This is a genomic window from Streptomyces sp. NPDC004658 (assembly GCF_040609555.1).
Lineage (GTDB): Bacteria > Actinomycetota > Actinomycetes > Streptomycetales > Streptomycetaceae > Streptomyces.
In genome coordinates this window covers 59,953-76,912 of record NZ_JBEXKG010000014.1, presented here as the reverse complement: position 1 = coordinate 76,912, position 16,960 = coordinate 59,953, and the positions used below count along the sequence as shown (strand labels likewise).

Below are 16,960 nucleotides of genomic sequence, written 5' to 3'. Positions count from 1 at the left end.
GGGCCGGTCGGCGGGAGCGTTCCGGCGGACGAGGCGTGCGCGGGGCCTCCCCTCCGGGCATACCGGTCGGTATGCTCGGCCCAGCCGGTCCGCCCGCCCGTGCGCGGGCGACCCCGTCGCCGACCCTCCGGAGGACCCGTGTCCCGCACCGCCCTGCGAATCTGCCCCCTGTGCGAGGCCACCTGCGGGCTGACCCTCACCATCGAGGGCACCCGCGTCACCGGCGCCCGAGGTGACCGGGACGACGCCTTCAGCAAGGGGTTCCTCTGCCCCAAGGGCGCCGCCTTCGGTGCCGTCGACGGCGACCCCGACCGGCTGCGCGCCCCGCTCGTCCGGGAGAACGGCAGCCTGCGCGAGGCCACCTGGGAGGAGGCCTTCGACGCGGTCGCCGCGGGCCTGCGCCCGGTCGTGGAGCGGTACGGCCCCGACGCCGTGGGCGTGGTCCTCGGCAACCCCAACGTGCACACCATGGCCGGCGCCCTCTACCCGCCGGTCCTGCTCGGCGCCCTGCGCACCCGCAGCCTGTTCACCGCCTCCACGGTCGACCAGATGCCCAAGCACGTCTCCAGCGGACTGCTGTTCGGGGATGCCAACGCCATCCCGGTGCCCGACCTCGACCACACCGACCACCTGCTGCTCATCGGCGCCAACCCCCTGGAGTCCAACGGCAGTCTGTGCACCGCCCCCGACTTCCCCGGCAGGCTCAAGGCCCTCAGGGCGCGCGGCGGCCGGCTCACCGTCGTGGACCCGCGCCGCACCCGCACCGCGAAACTCGCCGACCGCCACCTGGCGATACGCCCCGGCACCGACGCCCTGCTGCTCGCCGCGCTGGCCCACACCCTCTTCGAGGAGGACCTGGCCGACCTGCGGCACCTCGCCCCGCACGTCCAAGACCTCCCCCAACTCCGGGACGCCCTGCGCGACTTCACTCCCGAGGCCGTGGCGCCCGCCTGCGACCTCGACGCCGGCGTCATCCGCACCCTCGCCCGCGAACTCGCCGCCGCCCCGGCCGCCGCCGTCTACGCCCGCATCGGCAGCTGCACCGTCCCGCACGGCACCCTGGCCAGCTGGCTGGTCGACGTCCTCAACATCCTCACCGGCAATCTGGACCGGCCCGGCGGCGCGCTCTTCCCGCAGGCCGCCACCGACAAGACGCCCCGCCCGGCGGGCCCCGGCCGCGGCTTCGCGCTCGGCCGCTGGCACTCGCGGGTGAGCGGACACCCGGAGGCGAAGGGGGAGTTGCCGCTCTCCGCGCTCGCCGAGGAGATCGACACCGCGACCGACGAGGGCACACCGGTCCGCGCGCTGATCGCCGTCGCCGCCAACCCCGTGCTCTCCGCACCCGACGGCGACCGGCTCGACAAGGCCCTGGACGCCCTGGACTTCATGGTCAGCGTCGACCCGTACCTCAACGAGACCTCGCGCCACGCCCACGTCGTCCTGCCCCCGCCGCCGCCCTCCCAGAGCCCGCACCACGACTTCGCCTTCAACACCCTGGCCGTGCGCAACCAGGTCCGCTACACCCGCCCCGCCGTCCCGCTGGAGCCCGGCCGCATGGCCGAGACCGAGATCCTCGCCCGGCTGATCCTGGCCGCCACGGGGATGCACGGCGCCGACCCCGGCGCCGTCGACGCGATGGTCATCGACCAGACCCTCGGCAAGGCCGTCCAGGACCCGCACGGGCCGGTGCACGGCCGCGACCCGCACGACCTCGCCGCGCAGCTGACCGGCGACAACGGCCCCGAGCGGCGGCTCGACATGATGCTGCGCCTCGGCCCGTACGGAGACGGCTTCGGCGCCCGCCCCGACGGGCTGACCCTGGCGAAGCTGCTCGCCCACCCGCACGGCATCGACCTCGGCCCGCTGCGCCCGCGTCTGCCGCAGCCGCTGAAGACCCGCAGCGGCAAGGTCGAGCTGCTGCCCGGGCCCATCGCCGGCGACCTGCCCCGGCTCCGCGCGGCGCTGCGCGAGCGGCCGGCGGGCCTCGTCCTCGTCGGCCGCCGCCATCTGCGCTCCAACAACAGCTGGATGCACAACGTGCCGGCGCTCACCGGCGGCAGCAACCGCTGCACCGTCCACATCCATCCCGAGGACGCGGCCCGCCTCGGCGTCCGGGACGGCGCGGACGTGCGGGTGAAGGGCGCCGGGGGAGAGGTGGTGGTTCCCGCGGAGGTCACCGACGGCGTCCGGCCCGGCGTGGTGAGCCTGCCGCACGGCTGGGGCCACGACCGGCCCGGCACCCGGCTGAGCCACGCCTCCACCGACCCCGGCGTCAACGTCAACCAGTTGCTCGACGGCAGCCTGCTCGACCCGCTGTCGGGCAACGCGGTCCTCAACGGCGTACCCGTTGAGCTCGCAGCGGTCGTAGCACAGCCGTGACCTGGACTTTTGCGCTTATTGCTCGCACGTCGACATCTTGTTAACGCCGTTTGAACGGACCTAACGTCATCGCACCGCCGACCCCCAGGTGGGATGTTCAAGGGCGAACGTTAGGTATCCACTCATGCTGACCATCCTCGGCTTCGCCATGATCGCGACCTTCCTGGTCCTGATCATGCTGAAGAAGATGTCGCCGATCGCGGCGCTCGTGCTCATACCCGCGCTCTTCTGCGTGTTCGTGGGCAAGGGCGCCAAGCTCGGTGACTACGTCATCGACGGCGTCACCGGCCTCGCCCCCACCGCGGCGATGCTCATGTTCGCGATCGTCTACTTCGGTGTGATGATCGACGTCGGCCTCTTCGACCCGGTCGTGCGGGGCATTCTCAAGTTCTGCAAGGCCGACCCGCTGCGGATCGTCGTCGGCACGGCGGTCCTCGCCGCGATCGTCTCCCTGGACGGCGACGGCTCCACCACCTTCATGATCACCGTCTCGGCGATGTACCCGCTGTACAAGCGCCTGAAGATGTCCCTGGTCGTGATGACCGGCGTCGCCGCCATGGCCAACGGCGTGATGAACACGCTGCCGTGGGGCGGCCCCACCGCCCGCGCCGCCACCGCGCTGAAGCTCGACGCCAGTGACATCTTCGTGCCGATGATCCCGGCCCTCGCCATGGGCCTGCTGTTCGTCTTCGCCCTCGCCTACGTCCTCGGCCGCCGCGAGCGCAAGCGGCTCGGTGTGCTCACGCTGGACGAGGTGCTGGTGGAGGAGACCGAGACCGTGCTGGTCGGCGCCGGTGCCGGCAAGGGCGTGCAGAAGACCGGCGGTTCCGGCCCGGGCGCCGGCCTGCCCGACGAGCCCGCGGGCGAGAGCTTCCAGGGCCTGGACCCCGACCGCCCCACCCTGCGCCCCAGGCTCTACTGGTTCAACGCGCTGCTCACGGTCGTCCTGCTCACCGCCATGATCATGGAGTGGCTGCCGATCCCGGTGCTGTTCCTGCTCGGCGCCGCCCTGGCCCTGACCGTCAACTTCCCGCACATGCCGGACCAGAAGGCCCGGATCGCCGCCCACGCCGAGAACGTCCTCAACGTCTCCGGCATGGTCTTCGCCGCCGCCGTCTTCACCGGGGTCCTCCAGGGCACCGGCATGGTCGACCACATGGCCACGTGGCTGGTGGACAACATCCCCGACGGCATGGGCCCGCACATGGCCGTCGTCACCGGCGTGCTGAGCATCCCGCTCACCTACTTCATGTCCAACGACGGCTTCTACTTCGGTGTCCTGCCGGTGCTCGCCGAGGCGGGCCAGGCGCACGGCGTCTCCGCCGTGGAGATCGCCCGCGCCTCGATCGTCGGCCAGCCGCTGCACATGTCCAGCCCGCTCGTGCCGGCTGTGTACGTCCTGGTGGGCATGGCCAAGGTGGAGTTCGGCGACCACACCCGGTTCGTGGTCAAGTGGGCCGCGCTCACCTCCCTCGTGGTGCTCGGAGCGGGCGTCCTGTTCGGCATCATCTGATCTCTCCAGGAGGACACATGGGGCCCGGCGGGAACCGCGGCTGGCTGCTCCGCCTCGTCATCGCCTTCGGCTGCGCGCAGGGGGCGGTGTCGATGGCCCGGCCCGCCGTCTCCTACCGGGCCCTGGCGCTGGGCGCCGACGAACGGGCGGTCGGTGTCATCGCCGGTGTCTACGCCCTGCTGCCGCTGTTCGCCGCCGTACCGCTCGGCCGGCGCACCGACCACGGCCGCTGCGCGCCCCTGCTGCCGGCCGGCGTGGTCCTCATCGCCGCCGGCTGCGCGCTCAGCGGGCTCGCCGGCTCGCTGTGGGCGATGGCCCTGTGGAGCGGGGTGATGGGGCTCGGGCACCTCTGCTTCGTGATCGGCGCCCAGTCGCTGGTGGCCCGCCAGTCCGCACCGCACGAACAGGACCGCAACTTCGGCCACTTCACCATCGGCGCCTCCCTCGGTCAGCTCATCGGCCCCGTCGCCGCGGGCGCCCTCATCGGCGGCCCGGACATGGCCCGCAGCAGCGCGCTCGCGCTCGTCGTGGCGGGAGCGGGCGCGGCGGCCGCGTTCACCTCCCTGTGGCGCATCGAGGACCGTACGGCCGTCGACACCGGTGCGCGCGGCGGCGGGCGGGTGCCGGTCGGCGGCATCCTGCGTGCCCGGGGCGTGCCCGCGGGCATGCTGATCAGCCTGTCGGTGCTGTCGGCGACGGACATCCTGACCGCCTATCTGCCGGTGGTCGGCGAGCACCGGGGCATCGCGCCCTCGGTGATCGGCGTCCTGCTCAGCCTCCGGGCCGGCGCCACCATCGCCTGCCGGCTCGTCCTCACCCCGCTGCTGCGGCTGCTCGGCCGGCCCGCGCTGCTGACCGTGACCTGCCTGCTGGCGGCCCTGCTCTGCGCGGGGGTGGCGCTGCCGGTGCCGGTGTGGGCGCTCGGCGTGATGCTCACGGTCCTCGGCTTCTGCCTGGGCGTGGGCCAGCCGCTGTCGATGACGACGGTGGTGCAGGCCGCGCCGGCCGAGGCCCGCTCCACCGCGCTCGCCCTGCGGCTGACCGGCAACCGGCTGGGCCAGGTCGCCGCCCCGGCCGCCGCCGGCCTGGTCGCCGGTCTGGCGGGTGTGGCTGCGCCGTTCGTGATGCTGGGGGCGCTGCTGCTGGTGTCGTCGGGGGTGGCGCTGCGCTCGCCGGGCCGGCCCGGGGAGTCGTCCGGGCGGGTGACCGGGAAGCGGCCGAAGCGCCCGGGATTGCGCCGCACGAGCGATCTCTGACGGCGCGTCGGGCGTCAGTGCCGTGGGCCGCGCGGCCCATGAAGCAGAGTCCAGGCGAACGAGCGATTTGTATGAAAATCGTCTGAACTCGGAGGATCGCGCATGCCCACCATGACCCCACGTGCCGTCGGCCCCCGCGCGGGCGCCACAGTCGTCCTCACCGCCCTCGCCGCGGCGGGCGCGTCATGGGTGGCGGCGCCGAGCGCGGTGGCCCAGGGGGAGAACGGCGACATCAGGATCCACGACGAGCGTCACCTCCACGGAACGCCGCTCGTCGGGTCGGCCAAGGACGATCCCGTGGTGTGCAGGTTCTATCTGGAGGCCGTCAACTTCGACACGCTCACCAGCATCGCCTACACCATCACCCCGCAGCCTCCGCTTTCCACCGCCGCCACGGTCGCCGGCACCATCCAGCTCGCCGGGGGTGCCGGGCACACCGACGCGCTGGGCCTTTCGGACGGCCAGTACAAGATCAGTTGGCTCGTGGGCACCCCCGCCGCCCTGAAGGAGAAGGTCTTCCACGTCAACTGCAAGGACGGGCGCCACGAGGGGGAGCACGGCCCGGGCGGGCAGATCTCCGACGGCCGGCACGACGACTCCGACGGCCGGCACGACAACGACGCGTCCTGGGGCAAGAGCGACCAGGACGGCCCCAGGGGCGGGGTGCACGCGGGCGGGGGCGGTCTCATCGACACGGCCGCCGCCTACGCCCCGGTGGCCGCCGCGGGCGCGGTGGGCCTGGTCGCCGTCTGCGGTGTCCTGTACATCCGGCTGATCCGCCGGCGTCCCCATGGCGCCGCGTAGGTACCGACGCAGGCCCTGGTACCGGACCCGCGCCTACCGTCTCGCCAGGACGGCCCTGCTGGTGTTCGTCCTGGTGACGGTGGGCTCGCGCTGCGGGGCGGGCGGCGCGGCGGCAGGGCCCGGGCCGCACGCCGTGGCGGCCGGCAAGGACTCCGCCGGCGCCGAGCAGGCCTCGGCCCCTCCGCGCCGCCGCCCCGCCCGCTGCCCCGGTCCCGGCCGACGTCCTTCCGCGTCCCCTCCCTGGGCATCGACGCCCCGATCACCCCGCTGCGCCTCGACCGGAACCGGGAGCTGGAGACACCGCCCGTCGACCGGCCGCACCTGGTCGGCTGGTACCAGGGCGGCCCCACGCCCGGCGAGGCCGGCACCGCCGTCGCCGTCGGCCACCGCGACACCCGGACCGGGCCCGCCGTCTTCGCCGGGCTCGCCCAGGTCCGGCCCGGCAAGCCCATCGAGGTCCGGCGGGCGGACGGCCGTACCGCCGTCTACTCCGTGGACCGGGTGAAGGTCTACGACAAGGCCGGCTTCCCCGACGAGGAGGTCTACGGCGCCACCGGACGCCCGGAACTGCGGGTGCTCACCTGCGGCGGCCTGTTCAGCAGGCGGACCGGCTACACCAGCAACGTGGTGGTCTTCGCCCATCTGACCGCGACCAGGTGACCGGTGGACCGGCCGGTGCGGACGCCCCGCCCGCACCGGCCGGTCCTTCCGCGATGATGTCCCGGGGCGTCCGCGGCCCGGGAATGTCTGGCGCAGGAAAACTATCATCGCTAGTTTGTGTGCCGGACGACGCGGACCCGCCGGGAGGACACAGCAATGAAGGCACACGACGGCCTGTACATCGACGGCGCCTGGCGCCCCGCCGAGAGCAGGGACGAGATCGAGGTCGTCAACCCCGCCGACGAGCAGGTCATCGCCCGGGTCCCGGCCGGCTCGGCCCTGGACGTCGACACCGCCGTACGCGCCGCGCGGGCCGCGCTCCCCGCCTGGGCCGCCACGCCCCCGGCCGAACGCGCCGCGCGCCTGGCCGCCCTCCGGGACGCCCTCGTGGCCCGCAAGGACGAGATCGCCGAGACGGTCACCGCGGAACTCGGCTCGCCCCTGCCGTTCTCCCAGGCCGTGCACGCGGCCGTGCCGATCGCGGTCGCGGGCTCCTACGCCGAACTGGCCGCCTCCCACCCCTTCGAGGAGAAGGTCGGCAACTCCACGGTCCTGCACGAGCCGATCGGCGTGGTCGGCGCCATCACTCCCTGGAACTACCCCCTCCACCAGATCGTCGCCAAGGTCGCCCCGGCCCTCGCCGCCGGCTGCACGATCGTCGTCAAGCCCGCCGAGAACACCCCGCTCACCGCCCGACTGTTCGCCGAGGCGGTACACGAGTCCGGCGTGCCCGGGGGCGTGTTCAACCTGGTCACCGGCCTCGGCCCGGTCGCCGGCCAGGCCCTCGCCGAGCACCCGGGCGTCGACCTGGTCTCCTTCACCGGCTCCACGGCCGTCGGCCGGCGGATCGGCGCGGTGGCGGGAGCCGCCGTCAAGAAGGTGGCCCTCGAACTCGGCGGCAAGTCCGCCAACGTCATCCTGCCGAGCGCCGACCTCGCCAAGGCCGTGAACGTCGGTGTCGCCAACGTGATGTCCAACTCCGGTCAGACGTGCAGCGCCTGGACCCGCATGCTCGTCCACCGCGACCGGTACGCCGAGGCCGTCGAACTCGCCGCGACCGCCGCCGCCAAGTACGGCGACCGCATCGGACCGCTCGTCAGTGCCCGGCAGCAGGACCGGGTGCGCGGCTACATCGAGAAGGGCATCGCCGAGGGCGCCCGGCTCGTCGCGGGCGGCCCCGAATCCCCGCGCGAGCGAGGCTGGTTCGTCAGCCCGACGGTCTTCGCGGACGTCACCCCCGACATGACCATCGCCCAGGAGGAGATCTTCGGCCCGGTCCTGTCGGTCCTGAGGTACGACGACGAGGAGGACGCCCTGCGCATCGCCAACGGCACGGTGTACGGCCTCGCGGGCGCCGTCTGGGCCGCCGAGGAGGCCGAGGCGGTGGCCTTCGCGCGCCGCATGGACACCGGTCAGGTCGACATCAACGGCGGCCGGTTCAACCCCCTCGCGCCCTTCGGCGGTTACAAGCAGTCCGGCGTCGGCCGGGAACTCGGCGCGCACGGACTCGCCGAGTACCTCCAGACCAAGTCCCTCCAGTTCTGAGGAGTTCCGTCACCCATGGCCGTACGAGCCGCCGTCCTGCCCGCCATCGGCGCCCCGCTGGAGATCACCGGCATCGAGCTGCCCGACCCGGGCCCCGGCCAGGTCCGGGTCCGCCTCGCCGCCGCGGGCGTCTGCCACTCCGACCTCTCCCTGTCCGACGGCACCATGCGGGTGCCGGTCCCGGCCGTCCTCGGCCACGAGGGCGCGGGCACGGTCGTCGCCGTCGGGGAGGGCGTCACCCATGTCTCACCCGGGTCCCCGGTCGTCCTCAACTGGGCGCCCTCCTGCGGGCGTTGCCACGCCTGCGCGCTGGGCGAGGTCTGGCTGTGCGCGAACGCGCTGAACGGCGCGGCCGACGTCTACGCCCGCACGGCCGACGGCACCGACCTGCACCCCGGGCTGAACGTGGCCGCGTTCGCCGAGGAGACGGTGGTGGCCGCGTCCTGCGTGCTGCCGCTGCCGGACGGCGTGCCGCTGGTGGACGCCGCCCTCCTGGGCTGCGCCGTCCTCACCGGCTACGGCGCGGTGCACCACTCGGCGCGGGTCCGCTCCGGCGAGACGGTCGCCGTGTTCGGCGTCGGCGGAGTCGGTCTCGCCACCCTGCAGTCGGCCCGCATCGCGGGGGCGTCCCGGATCATCGCCGTCGACGTCTCCCCGGAGAAGGAGGAACTGGCCCGCGCCGCCGGCGCCACGGACTACGTCCTCGCCTCCGAGAACACCCCGCGCGAGATCCGCGGCCTCACCGGCAAGCAGGGCGTCGACGTCTCCGTGGAGTGCGTGGGCCGCGCGGTCTCCATCCGGGCGGCCTGGGAGTCCACGCGCCGGGGCGGGCGGACGACTGTCGTCGGCATCGGCGGCAAGGACCAGCAGGTCACCTTCAACGCCCTGGAGCTCTTCCACTGGGGCCGCACCCTCTCCGGCTGCGTCTACGGCGACAGCGACCCGTCCCGTGACGTGCCGCTCCTGGCCGAGCACGTGCGGGAGGGCCGTCTGGACCTCTCGCTGCTGGTCACCGACCGGATCACCCTGGAGGACATCCCGAAGGCCTTCGAGAACATGCTGGCGGGGAAGGGGGGACGAGCGGTGGTCGTCTTCTGAGGCCGAGCCCCCGAAGGGACGCGGGGGACCGCGCGGGCAGCCGCGCCGGCACCGGCACCCGGCCCGGTGCCCCGGCCCCTCAGCCGGTCTGCAGCCAAGGCCGCCCGGAAATGCCGAGCAGCTCGGAGAACACCCGCTCCCCCGACGCGGTCACCGTGACCGCCCGCCCCGACCCCACCCGGACACACCACCCCGCCTCCAGCGCCCGCCGGCACAGCGCCGCCCCCGCCGCCCCGGCCAGGTGCGGTCGCCGTTCCGTCCAGTCGAGGCACGCGCGGGCCAGGGGGCGCCGGCCGCCGCGGTCCAGGGGAACCCCCGCCGCGGCGAACCACGCCACCCCCGCGTCCGTCAGCGCGAATCCGGTGTCCTGCCGCAGCAGCCCCCGCCGGGTCAGCGCGTCGGTGAGCACGATCCCGAGACGCCCGGCGAGATGGTCGTAACAGGTCCGCCCCCGGGCCATGGCGGCCCCGGCGCTCGCCTCGCGCAGGGTGCGCGGAGGGCGCCGTGCCGCCTCCGGGGGCACCTGCGCGGCGAGGTCCTCGACCACCTGCGCGACCCGCGCGTCGGCCAGCCGCACGTACCGGTGCCGCCCCTGCCGTTCCTCCCTGAGCAGCCCGCCGGCCACCAGCTTGCCGAGGTGCTCGCTCAGCGTGGACGGTGCCACTCCGGCGTGCCGGGCCAGCTCACCGGCCGTCCACGCCCGCCCGTCCAGCAGCGCCAGCAGGCACGCGGCCCGGGTCCGGTCGGCGATCAGCCCGGCCAGCGCCGCCAGCCCGGCCGCCTGGGGATTCTCGGTGCTCATGCCCCCAGCATGCGGCAGCGGTACTTCGGCGGCGGCCGAAGTGCCGCCGGCCCCCGGCGTCCTCATAGCCCGGGGTGGGGGCAGTCGGCGGGGTCCTGGGCGCTCGCGTCGTCCATGAAGCCGCCGACGCCGATGGAGGTGGCCTGCGCGGGCGGCCGGCCGGCGTCGAGCATCGCGCCGTAGCTCATGCCCCGGCATGCGGCAGCGTTGCTTCGGCGGCGGCCGAAGTGCCGCCGGCCCCCGCGTCCTCACACCCGGACCTGCCGGTACTGGTGGGCCAGTCCGTCCAGCAGCGCGGTGAGTCCCGCCTCGAAGGCCCGTTCGTCGATCTTCTCCTGCTGTTCGGCGAGGAGGTGGGCCTGGCCGAGGTGGGGGTAGTCGGCGGGGTCGTAGGCGCTCGCGTCGTCCACGAAGCCGCCGGCGAAGGAGCCGAGCGCCGAGCCCATGATGAAGTAGCGCATCAGCGCGCCGATGGAGGTGGCCTGCGCCGGCGGCCAGCCGGCGTCGACCATCGCGCCGTAGACCGCGTCGGCCAGCCGCAGCGCGGCCGGGCGGCGGCCGGGGCCCCGGGCGAGGACGGGGACGATGTTCGGGTGGTCGCGCAGGGCGGCCCGGTAGGAGACGGCCCAGTCGTGCAGCGCCGTCCGCCAGTCCCGGCCGTCCTCGAACATCGACAGGTCGACCTGGGCGCTGACCGAGTCCGCGACCGCCTCCAGGATCTCGTCCTTGGTGCGGAAGTGGTTGTAGAGCGAGGGTCCGCTCACTCCCAGCTCGGCGGCGAGCCGGCGCGTGGACACGGCCGCCAGCCCCTCCCGGTCCACGAGGTCCCGGGCCGTCTCGACGATCCGGTCGGTGCTGAGGAGGGGCTTGCGCGGTCGGGCCATGGCGCACATAGTAGGGCTGCGCATGGAAACTAGCAGTGCTAATTTAAATGTACGGCTTTCAAGATCCGTGGTGGATGGAGTGATCTCGTGGTGTACCTGGGGCTCGACGAGGAGCAGACGGCCGTACGGCGACTCGCCCGGGACTTCGTGGAGCGCGAGATCGCCCCGCACGTGGTCGCCTGGGACCGCGCCGAGGAGGTCGACCGGGGCATCGTGAAGAAGCTCGGCGAGGTCGGCTTCCTCGGTCTGACCGTGCCCGAGGAGTACGGCGGCTCCGGCGGCGACCACCTCTCCTACTGCCTGGTCACCGAGGAACTGGGGCGCGGCGACTCCTCGGTCCGCGGGATCGTCTCCGTCTCCCTCGGGCTCGTCGCCAAGACGATCGCCGCCTGGGGGAGCGAGGAGCAGAAGCGGCGCTGGCTGCCCGGGCTCACCGCGGGCGAGTACGTCGGCTGCTTCGGGCTCACCGAGCCGGGCACCGGCTCCGACGCGGGCAACCTCACCACCCGGGCGGAGCGCGACGGCGACGACTACGTCGTGAACGGCACCAAGATGTTCATCACCAACGGCACCTGGGCCGACGTGGTGCTGCTCTTCGCCCGCTCCACCGACGCCCCCGGCCACAAGGGCGTGTCCGCGTTCCTCGTCCCCGCCGACACCCCCGGCCTGACCCGCCGTACCGTCCACGGCAAGCTGGGCCTGCGCGGCCAGGCCACCGCCGAACTGGTCCTGGAGGACGTGCGGGTGCCCGCCTCGGCGATGCTCGGCCCGGAGGGCAAGGGCTTCTCCGTCGCCATGTCCGCGCTCGCCAAGGGGCGGATGTCGGTGGCCGCCGGCTGCGTCGGGATAGCCCAGGCCGCCCTGGACGCGGCCGTGCAGTACGCCGGTGAGCGCGAGCAGTTCGGCAAGCCGATCGCCCGTCACCAGCTGGTGCAGGAGCTGATCAGCGACATCGCCGTCGACGTGGACGCGGCCCGGCTGCTGACCTGGCGGGTGGCCGACCTCATCGACCGCGGCGAGCCGTTCGCCGTGGAGTCCTCCAAGGCCAAGCTGTTCGCCTCCGAGGCCGCGGTGCGCGCCGCCAACAACGCCCTCCAGGTCTTCGGCGGCTACGGCTACATCGACGAGTACCCGGCCGGCAAGCTCCTGCGCGACGCTCGCGTGATGACCCTCTACGAGGGCACCAGCCAGATCCAGAAGCTCCTCATCGGCCGCTCCCTGACCGGGGTCTCGGCCTTCTGAGTACGCGCCGCACACGGTTCTGAGTATCCCGGCGGATGTGGCGCGGGCCACGTCCGCCGATGCTGGGGCCATGAGTGACACACCGGTCAAGCAGCAGAGCACGGCCGCCTTCTACGGCCAGGCCGTCGCCTCCTTCGCGATCGCCATGGCGGCCACCGCCATCGGCATCGCCCGGCTCGACGCCAGTGCCTGGGTCCGCGGCTTCCTGGGGATCGCCGTCCTGTACCTCGTCACCTCCGCCTTCACCCTCGCCAAGGTGATCCGGGACCGGCAGGAGGCCGGGCAGATCGTCAGCCGCGTCGACCAGGCCCGGCTGGAGAAGCTGCTCGCCGAGCACGACCCCTTCGAGAAGCTCTGAGGCGACGTGGCTAAGCGCCCGCTCACTGTCGGCGGTATGGTGGTGCTCCTGTCACCGAGAGGGGCGAGCGAGCGATGAGTACGGCGCAGGATACGACCGGCGGCGAAGTGGAGCCGTGGGAAGAGGTCACCCCTGACGCGGCCCGGCGGCTGCTCGTCGCCGCCGTGGAGGCCTTCGCCGAGCGTGGCTATCACGCGACGACGACCCGTGACATCGCGGGCCGCGCCGGCATGAGCCCGGCCGCGCTCTACATCCACTACAAGACCAAGGAAGAGCTGCTCCACCGGATCAGCCGCATCGGCCACGACAAGGCCCTCGACATCCTGCGCACCGCGGCACGGCGGGAGGGCACCGCGGCCGAGCGGCTGGCCGACGCGGTCGGCTCCTTCGTCCGCTGGCACGCGGGCCGGCGCACCACCGCGCGGGTCGTGCAGTACGAACTCGACGCCCTCGGCCCCGAGGCCCGCGCGGAGATCGTCGCGCTGCGCCGCCAGGTGGACGCGGAGGTGCGCGGGATCATCGAGGACGGCGTGGCCTCGGGCGAGTTCGACGTGCTGGACGTCCAGGGCACCACGCTCGCCGTGCTGTCGCTGTGCATCGACGTGGCCCGCTGGTTCAACGTGAACGGCCCGCGCACCCCCGAGGAGGTCGGCGCGCTCTACGCCGACCTCGTGCTGCGCATGGTCGGGGCCCGCTAGGCCCGGTCTACAGGTAGTACCGGGACACCGACTCGGCGACGCACACCGGCTTGTCGCCGCCCTCGCGCTCCACGGTGAACGCGACCGTCACCTGCACACCGCCGGTGACGTCCTCGACGCCGGTGATCTTCCCGGTGGCGCGCAGCCGGGAGCCGACGGGCACGGGGGCGGGGAAACGGACCTTGTTCGTCCCGTAGTTGACGCCCATCTTCACGCCCTCGACCTGGATGAGCCGCGGCCCGAACAGCGGGAGCAGGGACAGGGTGAGGTAGCCGTGGGCGATGGTGGTCCCGAACGGTCCGGCGGCGGCCTTCTCCGGGTCCACGTGGATCCACTGGTGGTCCCCGGTCGCCTCGGCGAACAGGTCGATCCGCTTCTGGTCGATCTCCACCCAGTCGGTGGGGCCCAGCTCCTCGCCCACGGCCGCCCTCAGCTCGTCGGGGGAGGTGAAGGTCCTCGGTTCTGCCATGTTCCCGGCCTCTCGCTCGCGTCTCTAAGCAACTGCTTAGCATGGTCGCGTGAGAGGTCGATGTCAACGGACCGCCGGCCGGCCGGGTCGGTAATCTCTGAGGGGTGCCCCAGATTCCCGAGAAGATCCACGAGCTGACCGTCGGCCAGTTGTCCGCCCGCAGCGGAGCCGCGGTGTCCGCCCTGCACTTCTACGAGTCCAAGGGACTGATCTCCAGCCGCCGGACCCCCGGCAACCAGCGCCGCTACAGCCGGGACACCCTGCGCCGCGTCGCCTTCGTCCGCGCGGCCCAGCGGGTGGGCATCCCGCTCGCCACGATCCGGGAGGCCCTCGCCGAACTGCCCGAGGAACGGACGCCGACCCGGGAGGACTGGGCGCGCCTGTCCGAGAAGTGGCGTTCGGAACTGGACGAGCGCATCCAGCAGCTGAACCGGCTGCGCGACCATCTCACCGACTGCATCGGATGCGGCTGCCTGTCGATGGAGACGTGCGTGCTGTCCAACCCGGACGACGTGTTCGGCGAACGGCAGACCGGATCGCGGCTGATGGCCGAGCGGCGCTGAGGCGGAAGGAGGCCGGCCGGTGCCCCGCTCGTGCCCGGCGGTGCGCCCGTCAGACCGCGTCGGCCGCCGCGGCCAGGATCCGGGCCAGCTCTTCGGGCCGGGAGACCATGGGCCAGTGGCCCGCGTCGAGGTCGGCGAAGTCGACATGCTTGGCCCGGGCGAGCTCCGGGACGTCACCGCCGCCGATCCACTCCCGCGCCTGAGCGGGCGTGAACTCCGGGCACACGACCAGGACCGGGACGTCGTAGCGCCGTTCGTCCGCCAGCCGCACCACGCCCTTGGCGACCGCCGCCGGTACGGGGATCGCGGCGGCCGCCAGCCCCCGCCGGGCCTCGTCGTCCAGGTCGGCGGTCTCCGGCCCCTCGAAGGGGCCCCAGTCCGGGAAGGGCACGACGCCGTCGCGCACCTCGAAGAAGTCGGCGTACGTGTGGCCGTCGGAGAACGGGAAGCCGCCGATGAGGGCGACCTTGGCCAGCCGCTCCGGCCGCCGGTCGGCGGCCAGCCAGGCCAGCGTGCAGGCGGCGGAGTGCCCGACCACCATCGGCCTGTCCGCCGCCGCGTCCACCGCGGCCAGCACCGCCGCCACCTGGTCCTCCAGCGTGGCCGACGAGGAGCCGTCCCCCTGGCCGGGCAGGGTGAGCGGCACCGGGCGATGGCCGAGCGACTCCAGCGTGGACGCCACGCGGTCCCACACGGACGCGTTCAGCCACAGGCCGCCGATGAGCAGGATGTCCATGGTCGGTTCCCCTTCTTCCAGGTCGTGGAGGTCACCGTAGGAGGGGTTCCGGACGAAGCACTGCCGGATTCTCCCGCGACCACCGTCGGACCGGCGCGGCGGACGAAACTCTTTCAAGGGCCCGGAGCCCGGCATGATCCGAACGAGAGGCCTTAGCCTGCACGGGTGCCGAACGATCTCAGTCCCACCGCGCGAGCGCTGCGCGCCCTGGAGATCCTCCAGGCCCGCCCCGGTACGACGGCCGGCGAACTCGCCGAGCGGCTGGGCGTCACGGAGCGGGCCGCGCGCCGGTACGTCGGCATCCTCCGCGAGGCCGGCATCACCGTGGAGTCGACGCGGGGGCCGTACGGCGGGTACCGGCTGGGACGCGGGACGCGGCTGCCGCCCGTCCACTTCACGCAGTCCGAGGCCCTCGCCCTGGTGATGGCGGTTCTCGGTGGCCGGGCCGCCGCGGCCGACGACCTGGTGGGCACCGCCCTGGGCAAGGTCGTCAAGGCCCTGCCGGAGAGCGTCGGCCGGCAGGCGGCCCTGCTGCGGGAGTACGCGGCGGCCGCACCGGACCCGTACGCGGTCCGCCCGGACCCGGCCGTCACCGGCGAACTCGTCGCCGCCGTCGCCGCCCGGCGCCGTGTGTCGGTCACCTACCGCGGCGAGAGCGGTGACGAGTGGGAGGCGGAGGTCGATCCCTGGTCCGTCGTCGTCCGCCACGGACGCTGGTACCTGCTGTGCCACTCCCACCGCGCGGGGGCGATCCGCACCTACCGGGTCGACCGGGTCCGCGCCGTCCGGCCGACCGCGCGCGGATTCGTCCCGCCGGAGGACCTCGACCCTGTCGCGGTGCTGGAGGAGAACCTGAGCCTCGGATGGGTGTTCCCCACCCGCGTGGTGTTCGCCGCCCCCCTCGCCGACGTGGCCCCCTGGATCCCGGCCCCCATGGGACGGCTCGAACCCTCGGGGGACGGGTGCGTGCTGGTCGGCAGCACGCGCAACCCGGCCGTCTACGCCCAGGAGTGGCTGGCGCGCGTGCCGTTCGCCTTCCGCGTCGAGGGCGGGGAGGAACTGCGCTCCGCGGTCGCGGAGCTGGGGGCGCGCTTCACCGCGGCCGCGACCGGCCGTCCCTGACCGGGCCGGGGCGGAGCCGCACGGCGGAACGGCGGAGAACTCCCCTGTGCCGCACCGCTGCCCGCGCTGCCCTCACGGGCGCCCGGCACCGTCCTCGCCGACTCCGTACCGGGCCCGCGCCTGCGCCACCAACTGGGCGTTGGACACGGCTCGCCGGCCGTCCGGCAGCAGCAGGGTGTCCTCCAAGCCGATCCGGGTGGCGAGGCCCAGCCGGCCCGCCAGCCGGAGCACCGGCCAGGTCCCGCCCTCCTCGCCGTGCAGCAGCACCGGGCGGCCGTGTGCCGTGCCCAGCGCGGCCAGCAGCGCCCGCGCCGACGCCTCGGCGGTCGCCGGGTCCGGGTCGGTCACCTCGGCCAGCACCCGCAGCACCCTCGGCCCGAGCGGCGAGACGGTGAACCGGCGCACACCCTCGGTGCCGGACCAGACGCCCGCCTCCACGGCCACGCCCATCGACAGGAGCTGTCCGGCGACCTCCTCGGCGCCCGGCTCGTGCCAGTTGACCGAGGCGAAGTCGGGCAGCACCGACCAGGAGCGCACCCGGGCGACTCGGGCGGACGGGTCGGGCTCCGCCCAGGCACCGGTGGTCACCCCTACCGGCACCGGCACCCGCGCCCGGATCGCCTCCAGAACCGGGGCCAGCACACGCGGGGAGAGGCTGTCGTGGCCGCACGGCGTCTTCGGGTGGACGTGGACCGAGTGGGCGCCGGCCGCCACCGCCTCGGCGGCGGAACGCGCCAGATCCTGCGGGGACATCGGCACGGCGACACCGTCGGCGGCCGTACGGCGCCCGTTGAGACACACCTGCACCATGCCTCGATGGTGCCGCACACC

16 protein-coding genes and 2 pseudogenes are annotated in these 16,960 nt (G+C 73.8%); 12 read left to right on the top strand and 6 right to left on the bottom strand.

The annotated features are described in order from the left end of the window. The first annotated feature begins 138 nt into the window (after nt 1–138). The 7 genes and pseudogenes from ABZV94_RS08435 to ABZV94_RS08405 all read left to right on the top strand — a co-directional run bounded on the left by ABZV94_RS08435 (nt 139) and on the right by ABZV94_RS08405 (nt 9,255). Nucleotides 139–2,379, top strand: a complete 2,241-nt coding sequence (locus ABZV94_RS08435; RefSeq protein WP_356338523.1) for a molybdopterin oxidoreductase family protein — start codon at nt 139–141, stop codon at nt 2,377–2,379. A 124-nt stretch (nt 2,380–2,503) separates the two neighbouring features. Next, on the top strand, nt 2,504–3,892 hold the full coding sequence (locus tag ABZV94_RS08430; RefSeq protein ID WP_356338521.1) for a citrate:proton symporter: 1,389 nt from the start codon (nt 2,504–2,506) through the stop codon (nt 3,890–3,892). A 17-nt stretch (nt 3,893–3,909) separates the two neighbouring features. Beyond that, nucleotides 3,910–5,148 carry an MFS transporter gene (locus tag ABZV94_RS08425; RefSeq protein ID WP_356338518.1) on the top strand — a complete coding sequence of 413 codons (1,239 nt, stop codon included), beginning with the start codon at nt 3,910–3,912 and terminating at the stop codon, nt 5,146–5,148. 102 nt (nt 5,149–5,250) lie between these two features. Next, the gene (locus ABZV94_RS08420; RefSeq protein WP_356338516.1) at nt 5,251–5,952 is read left to right on the top strand and encodes a hypothetical protein; all 702 of its coding nucleotides are present in this window, start codon (nt 5,251–5,253) and stop codon (nt 5,950–5,952) included. Then, a pseudogene (locus tag ABZV94_RS08415) lies at nt 5,939–6,612 on the top strand (class F sortase). Before ABZV94_RS08420 ends, ABZV94_RS08415 begins: the two are co-directional and overlap by 14 nt. A 156-nt stretch (nt 6,613–6,768) precedes the next feature. Then, nucleotides 6,769–8,157 (top strand): aldehyde dehydrogenase family protein, encoded by a 1,389-nt coding sequence (locus ABZV94_RS08410; RefSeq protein ID WP_356338514.1) that lies wholly within the window; start codon nt 6,769–6,771, stop codon nt 8,155–8,157. 15 nt (nt 8,158–8,172) lie between these two features. Continuing rightward, on the top strand, nt 8,173–9,255 hold the full coding sequence (locus ABZV94_RS08405; RefSeq protein WP_356338512.1) for a Zn-dependent alcohol dehydrogenase: 1,083 nt from the start codon (nt 8,173–8,175) through the stop codon (nt 9,253–9,255). 79 nt (nt 9,256–9,334) lie between these two features. Here ABZV94_RS08405 and ABZV94_RS08400 read toward each other — a convergent pair whose 3' ends face one another. The 3 genes and pseudogenes from ABZV94_RS08400 to ABZV94_RS08390 form a co-directional block, all read right to left on the bottom strand. Beyond that, complete coding sequence (locus tag ABZV94_RS08400) at nt 9,335–10,057, bottom strand: winged helix-turn-helix domain-containing protein (protein ID WP_356338510.1); 723 nt, start codon at nt 10,055–10,057, stop codon at nt 9,335–9,337. Nucleotides 10,058–10,125: 68 nt separating this feature from the next. Beyond that, nucleotides 10,126–10,239: pseudogene (locus tag ABZV94_RS08395) on the bottom strand (TetR/AcrR family transcriptional regulator); the annotation flags it as partial. A gap of 66 nt (nt 10,240–10,305) precedes the next feature. Further along, nucleotides 10,306–10,941 (bottom strand): TetR/AcrR family transcriptional regulator, encoded by a 636-nt coding sequence (locus ABZV94_RS08390; RefSeq protein WP_356338508.1) that lies wholly within the window; start codon nt 10,939–10,941, stop codon nt 10,306–10,308. A gap of 90 nt (nt 10,942–11,031) precedes the next feature. On the opposite strand from ABZV94_RS08390, the gene ABZV94_RS08385 reads away from it, so the two are divergent. The 3 genes from ABZV94_RS08385 to ABZV94_RS08375 all read left to right on the top strand — a co-directional run bounded on the left by ABZV94_RS08385 (nt 11,032) and on the right by ABZV94_RS08375 (nt 13,239). Further along, nucleotides 11,032–12,183 carry an acyl-CoA dehydrogenase family protein gene (locus tag ABZV94_RS08385; protein ID WP_356338555.1) on the top strand — a complete coding sequence of 384 codons (1,152 nt, stop codon included), beginning with the start codon at nt 11,032–11,034 and terminating at the stop codon, nt 12,181–12,183. Between the two features lie 70 nt (nt 12,184–12,253). Then, nucleotides 12,254–12,541 carry a YiaA/YiaB family inner membrane protein gene (locus ABZV94_RS08380; protein ID WP_356338506.1) on the top strand — a complete coding sequence of 96 codons (288 nt, stop codon included), beginning with the start codon at nt 12,254–12,256 and terminating at the stop codon, nt 12,539–12,541. 74 nt (nt 12,542–12,615) lie between these two features. Further along, nucleotides 12,616–13,239, top strand: coding sequence for a TetR/AcrR family transcriptional regulator (locus ABZV94_RS08375; RefSeq protein WP_356338504.1), 624 nt, complete (start codon nt 12,616–12,618; stop codon nt 13,237–13,239). Between the two features lie 7 nt (nt 13,240–13,246). Here the strand turns inward: ABZV94_RS08375 and ABZV94_RS08370 are convergent, their stop codons facing one another. Continuing rightward, nucleotides 13,247–13,708 carry a MaoC family dehydratase gene (locus tag ABZV94_RS08370; protein ID WP_356338502.1) on the bottom strand — a complete coding sequence of 154 codons (462 nt, stop codon included), beginning with the start codon at nt 13,706–13,708 and terminating at the stop codon, nt 13,247–13,249. Between the two features lie 104 nt (nt 13,709–13,812). Between ABZV94_RS08370 and soxR the strand changes: the two genes are divergently transcribed. Then, nucleotides 13,813–14,271, top strand: a complete 459-nt coding sequence (soxR, locus tag ABZV94_RS08365; protein ID WP_356338500.1) for a redox-sensitive transcriptional activator SoxR — start codon at nt 13,813–13,815, stop codon at nt 14,269–14,271. A gap of 49 nt (nt 14,272–14,320) precedes the next feature. Here soxR and ABZV94_RS08360 read toward each other — a convergent pair whose 3' ends face one another. Further along, on the bottom strand, nt 14,321–15,007 hold the full coding sequence (locus tag ABZV94_RS08360; RefSeq protein ID WP_356338498.1) for an alpha/beta hydrolase: 687 nt from the start codon (nt 15,005–15,007) through the stop codon (nt 14,321–14,323). A gap of 165 nt (nt 15,008–15,172) precedes the next feature. Here ABZV94_RS08360 and ABZV94_RS08355 point away from each other — a divergent pair, with 165 nt between their 5' ends. Beyond that, nucleotides 15,173–16,129, top strand: a complete 957-nt coding sequence (locus ABZV94_RS08355) for a WYL domain-containing protein (protein WP_356338496.1) — start codon at nt 15,173–15,175, stop codon at nt 16,127–16,129. A gap of 72 nt (nt 16,130–16,201) precedes the next feature. On the opposite strand, the gene ABZV94_RS08350 is transcribed toward ABZV94_RS08355, so the two are convergent. Beyond that, nucleotides 16,202–16,939, bottom strand: a complete 738-nt coding sequence (locus ABZV94_RS08350; protein WP_356338495.1) for a 3-keto-5-aminohexanoate cleavage protein — start codon at nt 16,937–16,939, stop codon at nt 16,202–16,204. Between the last annotated feature and the right edge of the window lie 21 nt (nt 16,940–16,960).

Coding starts and splice junctions, on each gene's coding strand:
- ABZV94_RS08430 (WP_356338521.1), top strand. CDS start 2,504: ATGCTGACCATCCTCGGCTTCGCCATGATCGCGACCTTCCTGGTCCTG.
- ABZV94_RS08425 (WP_356338518.1), top strand. CDS start 3,910: ATGGGGCCCGGCGGGAACCGCGGCTGGCTGCTCCGCCTCGTCATCGCC.
- ABZV94_RS08420 (WP_356338516.1), top strand. CDS start 5,251: ATGCCCACCATGACCCCACGTGCCGTCGGCCCCCGCGCGGGCGCCACA.
- ABZV94_RS08410 (WP_356338514.1), top strand. CDS start 6,769: ATGAAGGCACACGACGGCCTGTACATCGACGGCGCCTGGCGCCCCGCC.
- ABZV94_RS08405 (WP_356338512.1), top strand. CDS start 8,173: ATGGCCGTACGAGCCGCCGTCCTGCCCGCCATCGGCGCCCCGCTGGAG.
- ABZV94_RS08400 (WP_356338510.1), bottom strand. CDS start 10,057: ATGAGCACCGAGAATCCCCAGGCGGCCGGGCTGGCGGCGCTGGCCGGG.
- ABZV94_RS08390 (WP_356338508.1), bottom strand. CDS start 10,941: ATGGCCCGACCGCGCAAGCCCCTCCTCAGCACCGACCGGATCGTCGAG.
- ABZV94_RS08380 (WP_356338506.1), top strand. CDS start 12,254: ATGAGTGACACACCGGTCAAGCAGCAGAGCACGGCCGCCTTCTACGGC.
- ABZV94_RS08375 (WP_356338504.1), top strand. CDS start 12,616: ATGAGTACGGCGCAGGATACGACCGGCGGCGAAGTGGAGCCGTGGGAA.
- ABZV94_RS08370 (WP_356338502.1), bottom strand. CDS start 13,708: ATGGCAGAACCGAGGACCTTCACCTCCCCCGACGAGCTGAGGGCGGCC.
- ABZV94_RS08360 (WP_356338498.1), bottom strand. CDS start 15,007: ATGGACATCCTGCTCATCGGCGGCCTGTGGCTGAACGCGTCCGTGTGG.
- ABZV94_RS08350 (WP_356338495.1), bottom strand. CDS start 16,939: ATGGTGCAGGTGTGTCTCAACGGGCGCCGTACGGCCGCCGACGGTGTC.